Genomic DNA, 16564 nt, shown 5'->3' on the forward strand with positions numbered 1-16564 from the left:
GGACTGCTGCAGCTGGCCTGCGCGCTGATCTGCCACCGAAACCTCACCGCATTATGAAACGAACTTTTAGGCGGTGGCGTGGTCGTGGGTGCGCAACTGGAGTAGGGCCAGGCCGATGAGCGGGGTATCCACGCCGTGTTCTGCGGCGGTGGCGACGAACGCCCCGAGCAGGTGCTCGCCTTCGTGGGGCAGCCCGGCGGTGACGTCGCGGTAGAGAGAAGAGGTGAATGCCGAGCCCTGCTCGGTGAGCATTCCTTGGGCCTCGCGGTGGGCGGTGTCGGTGACCGGGTGCCCGGCGGCTGCGGCGACCTGCTCTGTCTCAGTGATGACCTGCCGGATGAATGATTCCCCGCCGGCGGCGAGGATGTCGCCGATGGATCCGCGCATCAAGCAGGTGATGGTCCCGGCGGCGGTGATGAACACCCACTTGTGCCACATGGTTGCCACCACGTTCTCGACGAGTTCGCTCTGGTAGCCAGGCACCGACAGTTCCTGGTGGATCCGGGTGAGTCGCTCGGTGAGGGGGCCGGACTGGGGCCCCAGTGTCATGGTAGCGATCGGGTGCATCTGTGCGATTGCCCCGTCGTCGGTCACGGTGGTGACCACCCGTATGATCCCACCCAGCACCCGCTCGGGACCGAAGCGGTCGTTGAGCGCGCCCATGTGGGCCATGCCGTTGAGGAAGGGCAGGATCATCGTGTCGCCGCCCACGGCCGGGGTGATCTGCTCGATCACCGTGGCCAAGGCTCCGGCCTTGACCGCCACGACGATCAAGTCATAGGTGTCCTCGAGCTCTTCGGCAGCGACGGTGCGCACAGGCACCGTTTCCTCACCGTCCAGTCCGATCAGACGCAGTCCATCGCGCAGTTGCTCGGCACGCCGGTGGCGCACCAGGAAGGTCACATCGCGGCCAGCCTGGGCCAACCGCGCCCCGAAGTACCCGCCGGTCGCGCCAGCACCGGCAATTAAAATCCTCATTGGTTTCATCCCTCCCGCTCCAGGGTGCCACTCCATCGGTTCACACCGGGGCAGGTAGCCTCTCGTTCTCGCCGAGTGTATGAGTCCGTGACCGCGGCAGGGACTGGGGTTCGTACTCCACTCTCTTACCTCTAATAGTACTTTTAGAAGTATTTTTGGGCCCCACGGCCTGCAGGTGGCGTCGCCGGTGCTGCAACGACTGAGTTCTCAGCACGATGGCAAGAGTCAGGGGATCCACTACAGCGTTCGTGATGTCGGGTGGAGAGGCGGCCCCGGGTGAACGCGTCAGCTGGCAGTCAGATCAGGAGCCAATTCCTCTGCGCGCCCCATCCCTGCCGAACTGGCGGCACCCCTTCTGCCTATGCCATCTCTCGCCGACGCGGCAGACCACCAGACAGGAAACGGCCCAGAACAGTCCGCGATTGAATCGGGTGCGAGGTGGACGACCTCTTGCCCCTAACAGTACTGTTACCCCTATTGGAGGTTTTATTTATGACGACGCGCATCCTCGCTTTGTGCAACCAGAAAGGTGGCGTGGGCAAATCCACGACCACGTTCCACCTCGCCCGGGCCGCTATCACCGCTGGCCAACGGGTGCTAGTGGTCGACTTGGACCCGCAGGGCAACCTGACCAGTGTCGCAGCCGCAGAACCCGTGCCGGAGGACCAGGTAGGACTGGCCGACGTGCTCAGCTCCCGGGCCGAGGAGACCGCCCGGGACGTGATCGTGCCCGGGGTGTGGGAAGGCCTGGACGTGCTGCCCACTACGGGAGAGACCCTCGGGTTCGTCCGCGACGAGCTCGTGGTCGCCGGGGCAGGGCGGGAAGGTCGGTTGCGGGAGTCCCTGGCCGAGGTGGCCGGAAACTACGACCTGATCCTCATCGACTGCGCCCCCAGCCTGGACCAGCTGACCATCAACGGGCTCACTGCAGCTGACGCGGCCGTGGTCGTCACCCAGTCGAAGCTGTGGAGCGCCAACGGGCTGGCCCACCTACTGACCACGATCGACAACGTGCGCCGCTACTACAACCCGGAGCTGTCCGTGGCCGGGATCATCGTCAACCAGCATGAAGAACACACGGTGGCAGGTCGGCACTGGCGCCAGGAGCTTCAAGAGGCCGCCGCTGCCCGGTCCTTGACGGTGCTCGCACCGCCGGTGCCCAAGCGCGCCGCGATCGCCGATGCCACTGAGGCCGCCCGGGGCCTGGACGAGTGGGGCACCAGCGAGGCCACCTCGCTGGCCGGCATCTACGCCGACTACCTCACCACCCTGGAAGGAGCACGCTGATGGCCCGGCCCGCACCGCGCAAGTCCAGCCTGGCCGGTAGCACCCCGGTCACCCCACCGCCGGCAGAGCCGACGGTGGCTGACCCTGCGCCGCAGGCACCGGTTGCTGTGTCGAAAGAGGAGGAATCGGCCACTCCCGCAAGGGAGAAGAAGAGCAAGTACCCGCCGAAGGTCTCGTTCTACCAGGACCCCGCCGATACCGCTCGAGTGCGTGGGGCTATCCTGCACACCCAGGTGGCTGAAGGCACCCGGTCGCTCTCAGATTTCATCAATAACGCTGTGATGGCCGAAGTAAAGCGCCTGGAAACCAAGTACAACGAAGGCAAGCCCTTCCCCGGAATCGGCGCCAGGGGCCTGCCCCAAGGCCGCCCGATGGGACGCTAACGCCCAGGGAAGATCGTGGCAGACAAAGTGATCGCCATCCAGCCCAAAGCTGGGTGGCGATCACTCCGGCGGTACCCCAGCCCCTGGGCCAAAACACCACGGATCCCTGGGCGGGATCCCGATGTCTGATTAGGACAAGTTAGGACAAGACGGTGATGTTCGCCGCCTGGGGGCCCTTGGGGCCTTGTTGGATCTCGAACTGAACGCGCTGGTTCTCTTCCAGGGAACGGAAGCCCCCGGAGTTGATCGCGGAGTAGTGCGCGAACACATCCGCGGAGCCGTCCTCGGGGCTGATGAAGCCGAAGCCCTTCTCGGCGTTGAACCACTTGACCACACCTGTAGTCATAACCAGTACCTACTTCGTTGTGCGAACCACCGAGCACCCCGCCGAGTGCGAGGTGCCCGTGCACGATGTCCGTGCTCTGCCAGCCTGGCAGAAAGCCCTGCCCCCGGACAGGCCCGACGCGCGGCCAGCGGCCTGTTCCCGTCTCGCCGGCGGGCTCCTGGGTCCTCCGGGCAGGGGCCGCACTGGAGCAGTGGGGGAGGGGGCAGGTGGTGGATGCCGTGGAGTCCGGACCCCCCTGCTGTCGTCCGGGTAGGGGGTCAGCGGCGGCGTCGGGGGCCCCGTCGGCGGGCCCGGCGCTTGGCCCGGGTGGACTGGTGGGCGGGGTGGTCGGTGGTCTCCATCAGGTGCTCGGCGCCGGCGGACAGGGTGGCGGCAATCAACAGCACTCCGTCGTCGGTGCCCAGCAGAAGGTCCGAGTCCACCACGACCGAGGACTGCCTCGCGGCCAGGTCGTTGGTGACCCCCACGGTGAAGCCGGTCGCCCGCGCGGTCGCCGGGGCGGTCTGCACCCGTTCCACCGCGGTGACTTCCACCTCGGGCAGCTCGTGTGCGGTGAGCCGGTAGTCGAGAAGGACCTGCCGGCCCAGGCTCAGCAGCGCCGGCACCAGGATGGCAGGGGTGACCTTTACGTCCTCGGGCAGGGCCACCATCAGGCGGGCGGTGGTGCCGGTGGTGGTCATGCGCAGCTGGGCGGCCACGGCGAAGGAGTCCACGACCGGGACCTCGCCCTGGGCCGGGGCGGGTGGTGCGACAGGGGCGGCAACGCTCAAGGGGGACTCCACGGTGGGGGAGGGGAGGGGGACCGAGCCAGGGTCTCACACGCCCCACCCCGGGACCGGGGAACGGGTGCGGCGGGGCGGTGGAGATGACGCGGTGGGAAGTGAGGGGGCAGTTGTTCGCAACGTCGCAACCAGGCCCCGTCCCGCCCGGCCGAGGTGGGCGAGCTCCGCTCAAGCCCCGTGGTCCCGGAGGCGGCGTGGTCATCGGGTGCTGAGCGCTCCTGCGCCTGGTGGGAGGCGACGTGCCGTCTCCCGGGCCCTGCCACCATCGGATCACCCCTGCGGTGGCGGAGACTGGGCGGTGTCCGCCACCCGACCGCCGCCCAGGAGAACAGATGACCCCCACCGTCGGCGACACCACGATTCCCACCCGCCTGCTGCCGGCCACACTGCGACCCGTCCCCGCCACCGCCCCTTACGTCCTGGGCGCCTACACCGCCACCGAGGAGGCCTACCCCGGAGCGGACCCGGTGCAGTCGGTGGAGCTGGTGCTGGGCGGCACCGTGGTGGCGGTGGCCACCGAAGGCGACGGGGACCCAGCACAGCTGAGGACCCTCGGCGCCACCGAGCAGGAGCGCCAGGAACGGGAGGAAGCCCTGGAGGCGTGGATCGGGGACTTCACCCGCGCCGGGCTGGTCTACCGGGAGGTCATCGGCGGGCAGCTCTTCGAGGTCGACTACGACCGGGAGCTGGTGGCCACGGCCCTGCTAGGGGAGGCGGAGCTCACCGCCATGTTCGCCCACCAGACCGACCGTTTCTACGCCGTCTCCCGCACCGCAGCGGCACGCCAGGAGTTCCAGGCGCTGATCGGGTCCTCGACCCTGACCGATGAGCAGGTCCGGGAGCAGCTGGACGGCCACAGCGTCGGGGTCGTGTTCTGGTCCCCGGCCCAGCACGCCTGGATCTCCTGAGAGAACAGAGCGGACACCTCCGGTGCCGGGCCGCGTCCGCCGGTGGGCGGCGACCACGCCAGGACTCCCCTCCGGGCGGACGGTGGAAAGCTCCCGGGCGTCACCGGCGACGTCGTGGCCCCCCCCAGTGCTCACGGCGCCCGGAGCCGGTGGGTGGGCGGTGGCAGGGCCGCGATGGTGGGTACCCGGTGTCCGGGACGGGGCGTGTCCGGGTGGAGGAGTGGGGGCCTACTGGGCGGCGTAGTAGGCGTCCTTGACGGACTGGTGGATGCGGCCGCGGTCGGAGACCTCGTAGCCGTTCTCCTTCGCCCAGGCCCGGATCTTCGCCGTCTCCGGATTACCACCGGAGGAGGAACGGGCCCCAGTGGCCCGGGTGGTCTTGCCCTGGGCCCGCCGGGAAGAGGCTACGAACGGGCGCAGCGCCTCCCGCAGCTTCTCCGCGTTAGCAGTCGAGAGGTCGATCTCGTAGTGCCGGCCGTCCACACCGAACTGGACGGTCTCATCAGCAGGACCGCCCTCGAGGTCGTCCTCCAGAATGATCTGCACGCTCTGGGCCATCACAACACCTTTCAATTGATCTCGTCTTGTCTTTCGCCGGAATACGCCCAGGAGTCGGAACACCAGCACCGACCCACCTTTACTCAGACTTTCGAGAAAGTCGGGGAGATAGAGACCAAAGATGGCCGTGAGCGTCTTCGTCGACTGGTCCACCTTACCGGTAAGTTCCCGACCTTTTTGGGTCGGGCGTGAACGAGGTGGTAGTCCCTGATGCGGCTTCAAACGGATCTGTTGGTGACGTTCTTCCACAGGAGGAGGCGATATGGACCCCCTGAGGGGCTTTTGGATGACGTGGGGAGCGTGCGGTACGAATGGAGGTGGAAAATTGAGCCGTGGGTGTTGCCCCTGCTCATGCCTGTAAGGGCGGTACGTTCCCTGGTTGCCAATGGACAGCGGGATGCCAGAGCTGTCGACAAATACCACGCAGCTCCAGCGGCCGGGAAGAGGCCAGCTACCCAGGGTTTTTGCGCGGCACGGCGATCGCCATCCCACCGGAAGGCGAGGTGGCGATCACATCAGCGGCGGCGCATTGGGGCGTGCCCCCGGGGATGTCCGGGGAGGTCCGTGCGTGTGAGGGGATGACGGTGATGTTCGCGGCCTGGGGACCCTTGGGGCCAGACTCGGTCTCGAACTCCACGTGGTCGCCCTCGTTGAGGGAGCGGAAGCCGCTGGAGGCGATGGCCGAGAAGTGCGCGAACACATCCTTGGAGCCGTCGTCGGGGGCGATGAAGCCGAAGCCCTTGTCGGCGATGAACCACTTGACCACACCAGTAGTCACATCCAGTACCTGGTCTTCCTGCAGTGAAGCCGAGCGGTCCCCGGCTCTCGGGGGCTCGTGCACGTCATGTCCGTACCCTCTTACCCTGGCAGGAAGTGCTGTCCCCGGAGAGACCCCCACCACCTGGAAAGACATAAGGGGTGTCGCCGAGTGTGAGCCCTGCCTCCATGAAAGGTGCCTGCTGACTCCTGCGAGTCATGTGAATAGCTGGGCGCGGCGCGCGAGCCATGTGTCGAAGTCGAGGATCGGCATTTTGCGGACAGCATGGGGGTTGTCGCGCCAGCGCGAGAATCTGTCGACCAGATATGCAAGGTAGGAGTCGGCGTTATCCCACCAGATCGGGTCATGTTCTGCAATGTCGAAATCTGCGGCCTCGGGGAACATGTTGGACGCCCCAACAACGCCGAAATGCTCCCCCAGAGCAGCCGCGACGCTATGCCGGACATGCTGGCCCTGCTGGGGTATGCGCGTCGCGTACTTGCGGTAGGCGGTCTCCCACGCGGTGACCGCATCGGCGATGTGCTGGGGGCGCACGGGGTGAGTGGCCGAGCGTTCGACGACTCCTCGGATGTTCTGAAGGGCCTTGGTGAGTGCTGAGGCCGCCTCGCGCTGTACCTTGCGCTGATCGGCTCGATCCTCCCGGCGCACCGTGAGTCGGTGGATCACGACCACGGACAGCAGAAGCGCGATGGCGGACATCCCGGCAGCAATGATGACCGGGGCGGTGAGCACCTCGTCCACGACTTCTCCGTCTCCTAGGGATGATCAGGGCGAGTCGCTCAGAGGCGAGCCAGCAGCTCGGCCTTCTTGGCGGCGAACTCATCCGGGGTGATCACCCCGGCGGCGTGCAGCTTCCCGAGCTGCTCCAGCTGGGTCAGGACGTCCGGCTGCGCGGCCTCGACCGGTGCAGCAGCTGAGGCGGATACGCCGGCGGACGGGGCGGTGTTCAGCGCGCGATAGGCGCGCACGAACGCTTCCCCGTACCCGTGCATGATCGTGGTGATCTTCGCCTTGGCATTGGAAGCGGTGATCTCGATGGCCTCTCCGGTCATGGCCTTCTTCAGGGTCATCGAGGAGATGGCCTTCAGCGGGAATTCCTCGAACGAGGAGGACATCACGCCCTTCTTGTAGAAGAACAGCCGCTTGGTGGTCAGCACCGCCACGGAGCTGGCCCGGTCATCGATGGTGCCCTGGACCAGGGCGACGACTCGCTCGTCGCGGCGCAGTTCGGTGCGCACGTTCTGGATCGCTTCGCGGCCGAAGAATTTCGCGCTGCGCCCCAGTTTCGACACCGCCTCGGTGAGACCACGGTCGTCGATGCTGTCGGCGCCGAGAGCCTCGGTCAGCTGCTCGAACACCCATTCGTGACCGGTGCCCAGCGCATCGACGGTGACGACTACCTCGGTGTGCTCCCCGGCGGGGGTGCACTCAGCGGTGAGCTTGCCCTTGCCGCGGTTCTTGAAGGCATTGCCCTTCGTGGTGGCCGTGATCCGGCCCACGGGTCCCTCGATCTTGTCGCCGATCTTCTCCAGCCCTGCCCGCAGACGGGCATCCGTCTGCTCCAACGGCAGCTTGACCGTCCACTCCGTCGTCCGCACGATGCCCATCGTCATCTCCTCAGGTTGCCGTTTACTACTGCACACATTGTCTCCCTGAGGTAGGGAGGCTGGCGGGATGACACCCTGAAGCTTGGCCTCTTCGCCCTCCTTATGACTCCGCAGACATGCCTGAGGGCTTCCTTGTAGACAGCCCCCGGTCCAGCGGCGCCGGGCAGGTTGACTGCGTTTTCTTGGAATCTCGACACGAAGGCGTTGAGGAGCGTTCCTGTGTCCGGGAGACGAGGGACCGCTCCGTGTGCCTGGTTCCGCATAGTGCCAGAACCTGGGTGTGAGAACGGCTTGCATCTGTGGGAAAAACGGTGTGATAGGGGCGCCGGTCTACCTACAGGGCGTCACAGATAGTCGTTCTGGACCCCTCTGATTGGCAATCGCAAATACATAGGCGGTTAATTGATGGATACCCTCCTCCCTCCCTGACAGAAGGTCCCTCCCGTGGATTCCCCTCGCTCTTCCTCCCCTCGTTCTGCCTTGCCCAAATCGTTCCAGTGGGTGCTGTGGCTGACGGTGCTCGCCCTGTTCCTCGGTGTGGTCTCCGGTCCGGGTCTCCTCCTGGTGGTGCCGTTTTTGGGCTGGTTCGCCTACAAGGCCTATCAGGACTACCAGGAGCTGGCCGGTGCCCCTGTGGGTGGGTTCGGGATCAATCCTGCGAATGCGTATCGGAACCCGCACGTCCGGATCCCGGAGGTGCCGGTGCAGGGGCTGCGGGTGTTTGCCCAGGAGGTGGTGGCCACCAACGCCCAGCTGCTGGAGGACCTGCACCGGGTCGGGGCGATGGATGTGCTCACCCGCCAGCAGGTCGCCCGTGACGCCGAAGCGGCTCGCCTGCGGATCAGCAACGAGGTACGGACCCTCCAGGCCGATAAGCAGGCGCTTGAGGCCCAGATCGTGGACGTGCGTGCGGTGGCGGAGGTCCACAGCGTGGGGTACTACGACTTCGAGCACCCGGCCGAGGCCTCGGTGAAGCTGGCCGCCGACCTCGAGGGAGTCCGGAGTCGGATCAAGGAGGCGATCCGGGCGAAGACCGCGGTGCGGTCGGTCACCGGGTTCACCTTCAACAACTCCGAGAAGGAGGGGGCGAAGTTCGTCCGGGACCTCACCAAGCTGCTGCTGCGGGCCTACAACGCCGAGGCGGAGAACTGCGTGAAGACCGCCCGGGCCGGCAACTATCACGTGGCCCAGAACCGGCTGGAGAAGGCCAGGGAGCAGATCCGCAAGTCCGGGGCGATGATCGGCCTGGACGTCACCGAGTCCTTCCACGTGCTGCGGCTGCGCGAGATCGAGCTGGCCACTCTGCACCTGCAGGCCGTGGCCGCGGCCAAGGAGGAGGAGCGCGCCCGCCGCGAAGAGGCCCGCGAAGCCGCTAGGGCGCTCAAGGAGCTGGAGGCGGCCAAGGCCAGGCAGCAGAAGACGGTGGATCATCACCTCAACGTGCTGGCCAAGCTCGAGGAGACCGGCGACACCGAGGGCGCAGCCCGGGTGCGGGAGCAGCTGGCCGAGGCCCAGGCCGCTCTGGCCGATGTGGACAACCGGCTGGCCAACACCCGCGCCGGCTACGTGTACGTGATCTCCAACCTGGGCTCCTTCGGGGAGCGGATGGTGAAGATCGGGATGACGCGCCGGCTGGACCCGATGGATCGGGTCAAGGAGCTCGGGGACGCCTCGGTGCCGTTCAATTTCGATGTCCACGCCCTGTTCTTCTCCCAGGACGCCGTGGATGTGGAGGCCATGCTCCACCGGCACTTCGCCGCCCAGCGGGTCAACCGGGTGAACCTGCGCCGGGAGTACTTCTACGCCACCCCCGAGGACGTCCGCACCGCCCTGGCGGAGCATGATGTGGAGGTCGTGGAGTTCCGCACTACAGCCGACGCCGAGGAGTTCCACCTCTCCGAGGAAATTCGTGCGACCGAGAACGCACCGGTCCTCGAGTCGGTGGGCCGCTGAGGTGACCGACGCGGTCACCGAGCCCCACCCGCCCCCGGTCACCGACCTGAGGCACCGGATTCCAGGGCAAGCGGTCATCGAACAGGTGCTGGCCCTCCAGGAGGAAACCGCGCCGCGGTCATGGTGGCAACGGCTGCTCGGCGCCAGCCCGCTGAGCGATGAGGCCCGGCCGTGGTTCAAGGGGGCGATAGGAGAGATCGCCGTCGGCAGGCTCCTGACCCAGCTGGGGCCGACATGGACGGTGCTGCACGCGGTCCCGGTCGGAACCCATGGCACGGACATCGATCATGTGCTGATCGGGTCGGGGGGAGTGTTCACGCTCAACACCAAGAACCACTCAGGCCAACCCGTCTGGGTGGCCGGACGGACGCTGATGGTTGCCGGGCAGAAACAGCACCACATTCCCCGCGCACATTCTGAAGCGGCCCGGGCCAGCAAACTGCTTACCACCGCTGTCGGAGAGCCGGTGCCGGTCAGAGCTGTGCTGGTGCTCGTCAGCCCCAAGAGCCTGACCGTCAAGCAGCAGCCAACTGGAGTCACCGTGCTGACTGACCGCCAGCTGGTGCGATGGCTGCGCCGACGGCGTCCTATCCTCACCCCCGACATGATCACCCGGATCACCTCCGTCGCCGAGCGGCCCGGAACCTGGCACAACAATCCCCAACCGCCACTGGATCCTGCGGTGCTGCAGCGTTGCTTCACCGCCCTCCAGAGGTCAGTGCGCACCGCCAGGCGACGGCGCCAGCTCTGGCGGGCGGGGCTGCAGCTGGGTGCCATCATCGCCGTGCTGGCATACGGCCCGCGCCTGATCGACGTCGTACTGAGCGCCGCCCTGTTCTAAGGCCTGGACGCCGCAGGAGGAACACACACGGGCGACACCGGCACACCTGCCCTACTCCTGTGGTGGGGCCGGGGCTGCCGAGCACGAACCCCGTGGTGTGATGGAGGTGTTCATTCCTTGCCCCCAAAGGATTCATCGTGACTCGCTCTCCCCGCCCGCGCCGGACCCCCACGGTGCACACCGCCACACTGCTCGACCTCATCGGTGCGGAACTGCTCAAACCAGGGGAGGCGCTGGTCTCCACCCGTCCCTCGTGGCCTGCCCAGGCGTCGGTGAACGCCGACGGCAGCGTCAACTACGACGGGCAGTCCTACCGCACGCCCTCCGCCGCAGCACAGGCGGTACGAGGAGGCCGGGCCACCAACGGATGGGTGATGTGGGCGGTCGAACGTGACGGCAAGAAGATCACTCTGGCCGTGCTCCGCGACCGCTTCGAAGCCGGAGACACGACCGCCGGAAACCACCCCGCCGCCGCCCCTGCCCCGGCGCCTGCACCTCCCGCTGAAGGACCTGCTGCAGGCGGGGAGAAGATCGACGAGGACGCCCCGGACCCCTCCGACATCGTTCCCGCACCCGTCCCGCCGGAGGACACCACCGAGGACCCGGGCTTGATCACCTCCTTCGGGATGTTCTGGGAACGCGAGAAGGTGGACTGGAGCAAGGGCGCCCGGATCCTCGGCCACCAGGCCGGCAGCGACAAGGACGTGGACTTCGCCCAGCAGGTCGGCGTCTACCTGCTCCACGACGGGGCACGCACCGTCTACGTTGGACGAGTGTCCAAACCACGGTTGGGACAACGCCTGTTCGACCACACCAAGGACCGGCTGTCCGGGCGCTGGGACCGGTTCTCCTGGTTCGGTCTGCGCCCAGTGCTCGCCAACGGCCGGCTCGGACGGGCTGCGGAGACCTTTGGAACGGATCTGGTGGTGGCCACCATGGAAGCCATCCTGATCGAAGGTCTCGAGCCTCCGCAGAACCGCCGCCAGGGCGATGGCATGACCGGCCAGGAATACCAGCAGACGCCCGACGACCAACTCCAAGGCCAACACATGGTCGCCACAATGATGCGACTCCTCCAAGGCCGCAACGAGGTTTAGAGGCCCTCTACAATTGAGCATGGGTAAGAGGGGTTCTTGCTAAGGCCGATGTCCGACGGCGGCGAGCAGGGCACGTAGCCTGGTAGTTGGCGAAGTTCCGGAAGCCGCGGGCGACCCTGCGCTTCCGCAACTACCGCTTACGAGCACTGCTCGCCGCAGGCGGACACCAACCGTGGAGAAAGACACCTTTGCCCCCGCTCATTTGTGAAGAGCCCCATTTTGGTCACTGGCTTCACTGAGCATGGCGTTAGCACATATGACCCACGGCTAATTCGCTATGAAATTACCTAAGACAGGGGGGTAACATATTAGTGCGTAATGATGTTGGCGAACTGATTCAGCTTGCTAAGTAGCATCAGATTGGCAGCTCGGTCGTCGGTCATTTGTTCCACATCCTCAACGGTAAGCGACTTCCCGGCCTTTTGGATGCGTTCAATGTCCTCCTGCGGCATTGGGTATCGTGGCAATGGAGCGTAGGCCTCGGCTCCTATGGGGATAGAGGAGGTGAGTACCCTAACTTTCACTCCGTTTTCATTAACCAGTCCCAAATGCGTAATCTCCATGTCATCCCAGTCGATGCCCACTACGCAGTATTTGGAGTTGCCCAGCTCTTGGGCGCCGGCGAGGTCGAAGGTAGTGATCTTGGCGGTGAAGGACAGACTGCCAAAGGTGCGGAACAAGCCCAAGAGTTTGACCTTCTTGAGCACCCATCCTTTATCCTTATTTTCTTCTGTGATGTCCAGGACCATTTCCTCGATTTGCTTCTCGACATGTGAATCGACGAGCAGTGTCTGAGGAGTGACGTCAAAATTTCCATCGGCGGTGCTAAGATTAAACCACACCGCAAGTATTTGGGGCTCTCCGGGGGAAAACGCAGAGACACCAGGGGTTTGGAATTCTGCAAACCCATGCACCGTGATGAACTCGTCGCCGTTCCGCCTTGAGGAAAGATTTTCCTCGACTGTGAGGAGGTGCTGTTCAATTAGCTTCTTGCGCACCTCGGCAATATTGGCGGAAAGAAGGGAGTCGATGAATGACAAGATTCTCCTTATTTCGAGTGAATGGATGTTACTTGGGGCAGACCCTAGATCAAATCGTCGCCTTCAGTTTCGGTAACTTGTTCTTCGGAATTTCCTTGCCAGCCAGCGACTATCCGATCGATGTGGGATGGCAGTTCATCAAGCTTGCTGGCATCGGACCAGGTTCTGAGAAAGTTTGGGTCGTTGCTCTTCGGGGGGTCGGCGACGTCTCGAATCCGAACCGCGGCCGGAACGCCGGTGCTGACGCCGGTGACGAGTGCGTGCTGTTGGGCGAGGCCTGGTAGTTGGTCCAATAGTGCGCGTGAGCTGAGTGCCGTAGCGTGTCGTAGAAGGGTCTGGTCGGCTTCGTGGGTGAGTCGGTGCGCAATAACAGTCCCGCACTGCGCCACGACGGTTTCGCTTAGCTCGCTGGGACGCTGGCTTGCGAGTAGCAGCGAAAGCCCGAACTTACGGCCCTCCTTGGCAATGCGTTCAAACACCGCAGTCGATCTGGTGCCGACCCCGCTGGAGTCCCGGCGGGCAGGGATGAACCGGTGAGCTTCCTCCAGAACGAGAAGCACAGGGTGGGCTGCGCGAGGGTCGCTGCGCACGGCAAAGTCGAACAGGATCCGTCCAAGTAGAGCTGTGACGTTTTCAAGCACGTCGCTGGCCACCAGGCTCAAATCGAAGATCGTTACCGATGGACCCTCATCGTGCGTCTCGGCCTGTTTGGCGTAGAGGTTTGCGGCGGGCCAGTCCGGGTCTGAGGTGGCTTGCGTGGGGTCGGCTCCCATGAGCAGTCGCAGGTAGCTGCCGAGCGGGTCGTGGTGGTTTTCCACACGGGTCATGAAGTCGTAGCGGCCGTCGGCCAACAAGCGGCTCAGGCGCATCTGGAGCGTTGCGACGTAGCCGGCGATCTTGTTGTCGTTGGCCTGCTCAATCTGGATGCGGTTGGGGAGGAAGAAGTCGCACAGTTGCTGCAGGGAGTAGTGCACGGGGGCATCGAAGTCGGGGGCGGCCTCGGCGCTGCCCATCCCGAGTACCGCAAACGCGCCGGAAATTTGAGTTCGCAAATTTTGGAAGAGTTCGCTCAGTATGTCCTTCTGCTTGGCGGTGAGTAGCGACCATTTTTGAGTACTTAGTTGGGCGCTTTGCCCAGCCTGGTCGATGAGTCTAAGCATTTCAGTCCACTGTGAATGGCAGGGGCCATCGATACTCGCCTGCCCCGCCACGACTTCCCGCATCGAGAGGAGTTGACGTTCTGTTGGCTGCTCTGAGTTGTTGCTGTTACCGAAAAGCTGTTCGATGACAGTCATGGCCGACTGAATGACCTGGAGCTTGGTGACGTCCTGTTGGGTTGAGGATGAGACGGCGCGGGCGTCGGCGATGGAGCGTTGCAGGACAGGGGCCTGTACTCCCTCTCCCGCGCGGAGGAGTGCGAGATTTTCCTCGTTGTTCATGAACCAGTGGGGTAGGAAGAGTCCTTCACTGGATCCGAGTTGGGGGCCGAGGACGATGGTGCGGGTGGCACGACCACGGGGGGTAGCACTGCTGAAGGACTGGGCGTACTCGCCGTTGATATCGAAGATGACGATGTGCCCGTTGGGGATCGGCTTGTCCAGCAGGCCGTCCAAGATGGCCATAACGGTGCACGATTTGCCCGAGCCGGTGGAGCCAACGACGGCACAATGGTGCCCAAGTAGGAGGTTGGCGTCGAGGAAGACATCCTGCTCCGCGGCGACGGCCGAGGTTCCCAGTCGTAGGGCAGGTACATCGCGTGGGAGGAAGATATTTTTGACTTCCCTGGGCGTAGCTGAGCGCACCGGGGCGTGCAGTGGTGGGTAGCCGGTCAACCCTGACTTGAAGGCCTCACCCTCAAATCGGCCGACGACCGCGGCTTCCAGCTCGTAGGCGCTTTGGTCATCCTCGCTGAGCAGAACCTGCCGGTCGTACTTTTCGACGTGGCGGCTGATGGAGACCCCGGTGACGATGGCCACGACCCGATGCGCACCAGCTGGAACGGTGATGTAGGAGTTGACGACACCGACGGTGTGCAGGCCGTCCGGACCGACCTTGGTGAAGCCTTTGGCGCCGACTTCCAGGGATACACGCAGGGTAGTGCTCTGCACGGACGTCACCCGTCCGATAACTCCGACTTCAGACACCGCTATCACCTCCGGGCGCGTTGGCCGTGTTGGACGGTGCAGAGGGGCGGAGGATCGCCGCTTCCAAAGACTCGATCAAGCCAACAATCGCTGACGGCGGTGTCACTCCGCTATCGACGGACGGGTCGGGCATCAAATCGGCGAAGCGTGTGAACTTGCCGGCCTCGCCTGTCAGAACGGCAATTCGAGAATCGGCGCCCTGCGCGAGTGCTGCGATGGCTGTGTCCTTGGGATTGAGGCCTGCTTCGGTGAGCGTCTGCCCCACTAGCTCGTCAGCCTCCATCGCCTCGTTCATGTTTGACGGTTCGAGCACTGCGAACGGGTCGGCAACAAGTACATTCAGTGCCGGGTTCAGCGCAAGGCTACGAAGCAGGATGCGATTAATATGGGGGTCGGCGAATCCGTACCCGACCGATACGATAGCAGTGTCGTCCTGCTGTACGGCCTCACCCAACAGTCGCATCAAGTCCGAATACGGATATGCGAGGGTATCCCCTTCCTTCGCCGTGGTGGGGTAAATCAACACCCGCTCCGCGTCGGTGGTCCCATTCTGCGAAACCTGACGTACTTCAAGTGATTCGACCCCGGTGGTTGCCTCACGTTCAGGCGCTGCTCGCCAGTTCAGGCTTCCATGAATCTTGTGTAGATAGAGGGCACTATCAGCTCGGGCAAGGACTTGCTGGGAGGTGGTGTCTACCCGGTGGAAATCCAGGCCGTAGTAGGCAAGGTTAAGGCGTCGGTCGACCGTGCCACTAAAGCCATCGATGTAGGGGTAGCCGAGCTCGTCAAGAGCACGCTCGATGACGAGGTCATAGTTCGTGGTGAATAGCCGCGGCCGTGGCAGGTTGGCTCGGCGACTGCGGACGATGCGCGAAATTAGTGTCCGGTGCGCGCGCAACGGGTCATCCTTGTATTCCACCTCGATTTTCGAGGGGTCTCCTGGCAGCTCGCATGCGTAGGCAAGGGCAGACCCAATCTTCTTTCGAAGGGACTCTATGTCTTCGACGTTGAACGCTCTAGCAGAAGTGCCTTCCCCTAACGTTATCGTCGCGTGGCCAGTCTGTGCCGCTAAGGCCACTGCCAGCTGAAGACCGTTGAGAAGCTTCTCGAGGTCACCGTTGTCGCTGGGATTGAGAGCACCTAGCAGGTCGGCATCGGAGTCCTCGATGCTTTCACCTGCTTGTGAGATGAGTTCCTTGACGCTTTCCGTCTTGAGGGCCCGCGTTTGAGGCGAGCCCAGATGGAACGAGGCGCCAGAGCCCACGAGGATTACAAGGTTGCGCACTTGTAGTAGCGATGATAAATAATCCTGCACGACCTGACGATCTTTCTCGGTCAGTCGTGACTTTACAACGCCACCTACGATGAATAGACCCTGATGGTCATTGTTGATTGTCACCATGGAGCAATCATCTCATGATTCGCAACAGTTAAGGTGTAAGCCCCTCTGTCCATCGTGGGAGCGTCCTGACCCCTTGAGTTCGAGTTCTCAACCTTCCCCGCAGTCTGAGCAATACCAGTCAGGAACCCGCTGGGTCGGGGACCATCAGTGCCCCTCCTGCGTGGGCCGCGGCAAGTGGCCATGCTGGTTGAAGCAGCCAATTAATCGCAACGGGGAACACGAATTCCGCCGTGCTGGCCCTGAAGCATCAGGGATGACGTGCTTTGTGGTGCACTACCCGTCTGCTATGTGTGGCGCTCCGGCAGGATGAGGCGCCTCGGGCGTGGTCGGTAGCGGCGTAGTAGACATCTTTGATGGCCGGCGGATACAGCCCCCAAAAGGGGCTTCGCACTTAAAGTTCGTTTCATAATGCGGTGAGGTTTCGGTGGCAGATCAGCGCGCAGGCCAGCTGCAGCAGTCC

15 protein-coding genes and 1 pseudogene are annotated in these 16564 nt (G+C 64.2%); 6 read left to right on the plus strand and 10 right to left on the minus strand.

Annotated elements, in window-relative coordinates:
* Positions 1–66: 66 nt before the first annotated feature.
* Complete coding sequence (locus IEW07_RS19795) at positions 67–987, minus strand: ketopantoate reductase family protein (protein ID WP_229742000.1); 921 nt, start codon at positions 985–987, stop codon at positions 67–69.
* Between the two features lie 483 nt (positions 988–1470).
* Here IEW07_RS19795 and IEW07_RS19800 point away from each other — a divergent pair, with 483 nt between their 5' ends.
* Together IEW07_RS19800 and IEW07_RS19805 are read left to right on the plus strand one after the other, a co-directional pair.
* A complete protein-coding gene (locus tag IEW07_RS19800) occupies positions 1471–2265 on the plus strand; it encodes a ParA family protein (RefSeq protein WP_188540369.1) in 795 nt (264 codons plus the stop codon).
* The gene (locus tag IEW07_RS19805) at positions 2265–2648 is read left to right on the plus strand and encodes a ParB family protein (protein WP_188540371.1); all 384 of its coding nucleotides are present in this window, start codon (positions 2265–2267) and stop codon (positions 2646–2648) included. The genes IEW07_RS19800 and IEW07_RS19805 overlap by 1 nt, the downstream gene beginning before the upstream one ends.
* Positions 2649–2787: 139 nt before the next feature.
* On the opposite strand, the gene cspE is transcribed toward IEW07_RS19805, so the two are convergent.
* Both cspE and IEW07_RS19815 read right to left on the minus strand, forming a co-directional pair.
* A complete protein-coding gene (gene cspE / locus IEW07_RS19810) occupies positions 2788–2994 on the minus strand; it encodes a transcription antiterminator/RNA stability regulator CspE (RefSeq protein ID WP_188540373.1) in 207 nt (68 codons plus the stop codon).
* 257 nt (positions 2995–3251) lie between these two features.
* A complete protein-coding gene (locus IEW07_RS19815; RefSeq protein ID WP_188540375.1) occupies positions 3252–3764 on the minus strand; it encodes a hypothetical protein in 513 nt (170 codons plus the stop codon).
* Positions 3765–4108: 344 nt separating this feature from the next.
* Here IEW07_RS19815 and IEW07_RS19820 point away from each other — a divergent pair, with 344 nt between their 5' ends.
* Entirely contained in the window at positions 4109–4684 is a 576-nt protein-coding gene (locus IEW07_RS19820) for a hypothetical protein (RefSeq protein ID WP_188540377.1), read from the plus strand.
* Positions 4685–4912: 228 nt separating this feature from the next.
* On the opposite strand, the gene IEW07_RS19825 is transcribed toward IEW07_RS19820, so the two are convergent.
* From IEW07_RS19825 to IEW07_RS21290, 4 genes and pseudogenes are all read right to left on the minus strand, one after another.
* Positions 4913–5242 carry a histone-like nucleoid-structuring protein Lsr2 gene (locus IEW07_RS19825; protein ID WP_188540378.1) on the minus strand — a complete coding sequence of 110 codons (330 nt, stop codon included), beginning with the start codon at positions 5240–5242 and terminating at the stop codon, positions 4913–4915.
* Between the two features lie 577 nt (positions 5243–5819).
* Positions 5820–6020: pseudogene (locus IEW07_RS21285) on the minus strand (cold-shock protein); the annotation flags it as partial.
* Positions 6021–6215: 195 nt separating this feature from the next.
* On the minus strand, positions 6216–6761 hold the full coding sequence (locus IEW07_RS19835) for a hypothetical protein (protein WP_188540382.1): 546 nt from the start codon (positions 6759–6761) through the stop codon (positions 6216–6218).
* A gap of 38 nt (positions 6762–6799) precedes the next feature.
* Positions 6800–7633, minus strand: coding sequence for a PH domain-containing protein (locus IEW07_RS21290; RefSeq protein ID WP_229742002.1), 834 nt, complete (start codon positions 7631–7633; stop codon positions 6800–6802).
* A gap of 474 nt (positions 7634–8107) precedes the next feature.
* On the opposite strand from IEW07_RS21290, the gene IEW07_RS19845 reads away from it, so the two are divergent.
* The 3 genes from IEW07_RS19845 (at position 8108) to IEW07_RS19855 (ending at position 11518) form a co-directional block, all read left to right on the plus strand.
* A complete protein-coding gene (locus tag IEW07_RS19845) occupies positions 8108–9580 on the plus strand; it encodes an SNIPE associated domain-containing protein (protein WP_229742003.1) in 1473 nt (490 codons plus the stop codon).
* A gap of 1 nt (position 9581) precedes the next feature.
* The gene (locus IEW07_RS19850; protein WP_229742004.1) at positions 9582–10421 is read left to right on the plus strand and encodes a nuclease-related domain-containing protein; all 840 of its coding nucleotides are present in this window, start codon (positions 9582–9584) and stop codon (positions 10419–10421) included.
* A 137-nt stretch (positions 10422–10558) separates the two neighbouring features.
* Entirely contained in the window at positions 10559–11518 is a 960-nt protein-coding gene (locus tag IEW07_RS19855; protein WP_188540384.1) for a restriction system modified-DNA reader domain-containing protein, read from the plus strand.
* 308 nt (positions 11519–11826) lie between these two features.
* Here IEW07_RS19855 and IEW07_RS19860 read toward each other — a convergent pair whose 3' ends face one another.
* The 3 genes from IEW07_RS19860 to IEW07_RS19870 are packed head-to-tail and all read right to left on the minus strand — an operon-like array spanning position 11827 to position 16104.
* The gene (locus tag IEW07_RS19860; RefSeq protein ID WP_188540386.1) at positions 11827–12558 is read right to left on the minus strand and encodes a hypothetical protein; all 732 of its coding nucleotides are present in this window, start codon (positions 12556–12558) and stop codon (positions 11827–11829) included.
* 44 nt (positions 12559–12602) lie between these two features.
* Positions 12603–14666 (minus strand): ATP-binding protein, encoded by a 2064-nt coding sequence (locus IEW07_RS19865; RefSeq protein ID WP_188540388.1) that lies wholly within the window; start codon positions 14664–14666, stop codon positions 12603–12605.
* A 28-nt stretch (positions 14667–14694) separates the two neighbouring features.
* Positions 14695–16104 carry an SIR2 family protein gene (locus tag IEW07_RS19870; RefSeq protein WP_188540391.1) on the minus strand — a complete coding sequence of 470 codons (1410 nt, stop codon included), beginning with the start codon at positions 16102–16104 and terminating at the stop codon, positions 14695–14697.
* Positions 16105–16564: the final 460 nt, after the last annotated feature.

This window comes from Kocuria dechangensis (assembly GCF_014636775.1).
GTDB lineage: Bacteria > Actinomycetota > Actinomycetes > Actinomycetales > Micrococcaceae > Kocuria > Kocuria dechangensis.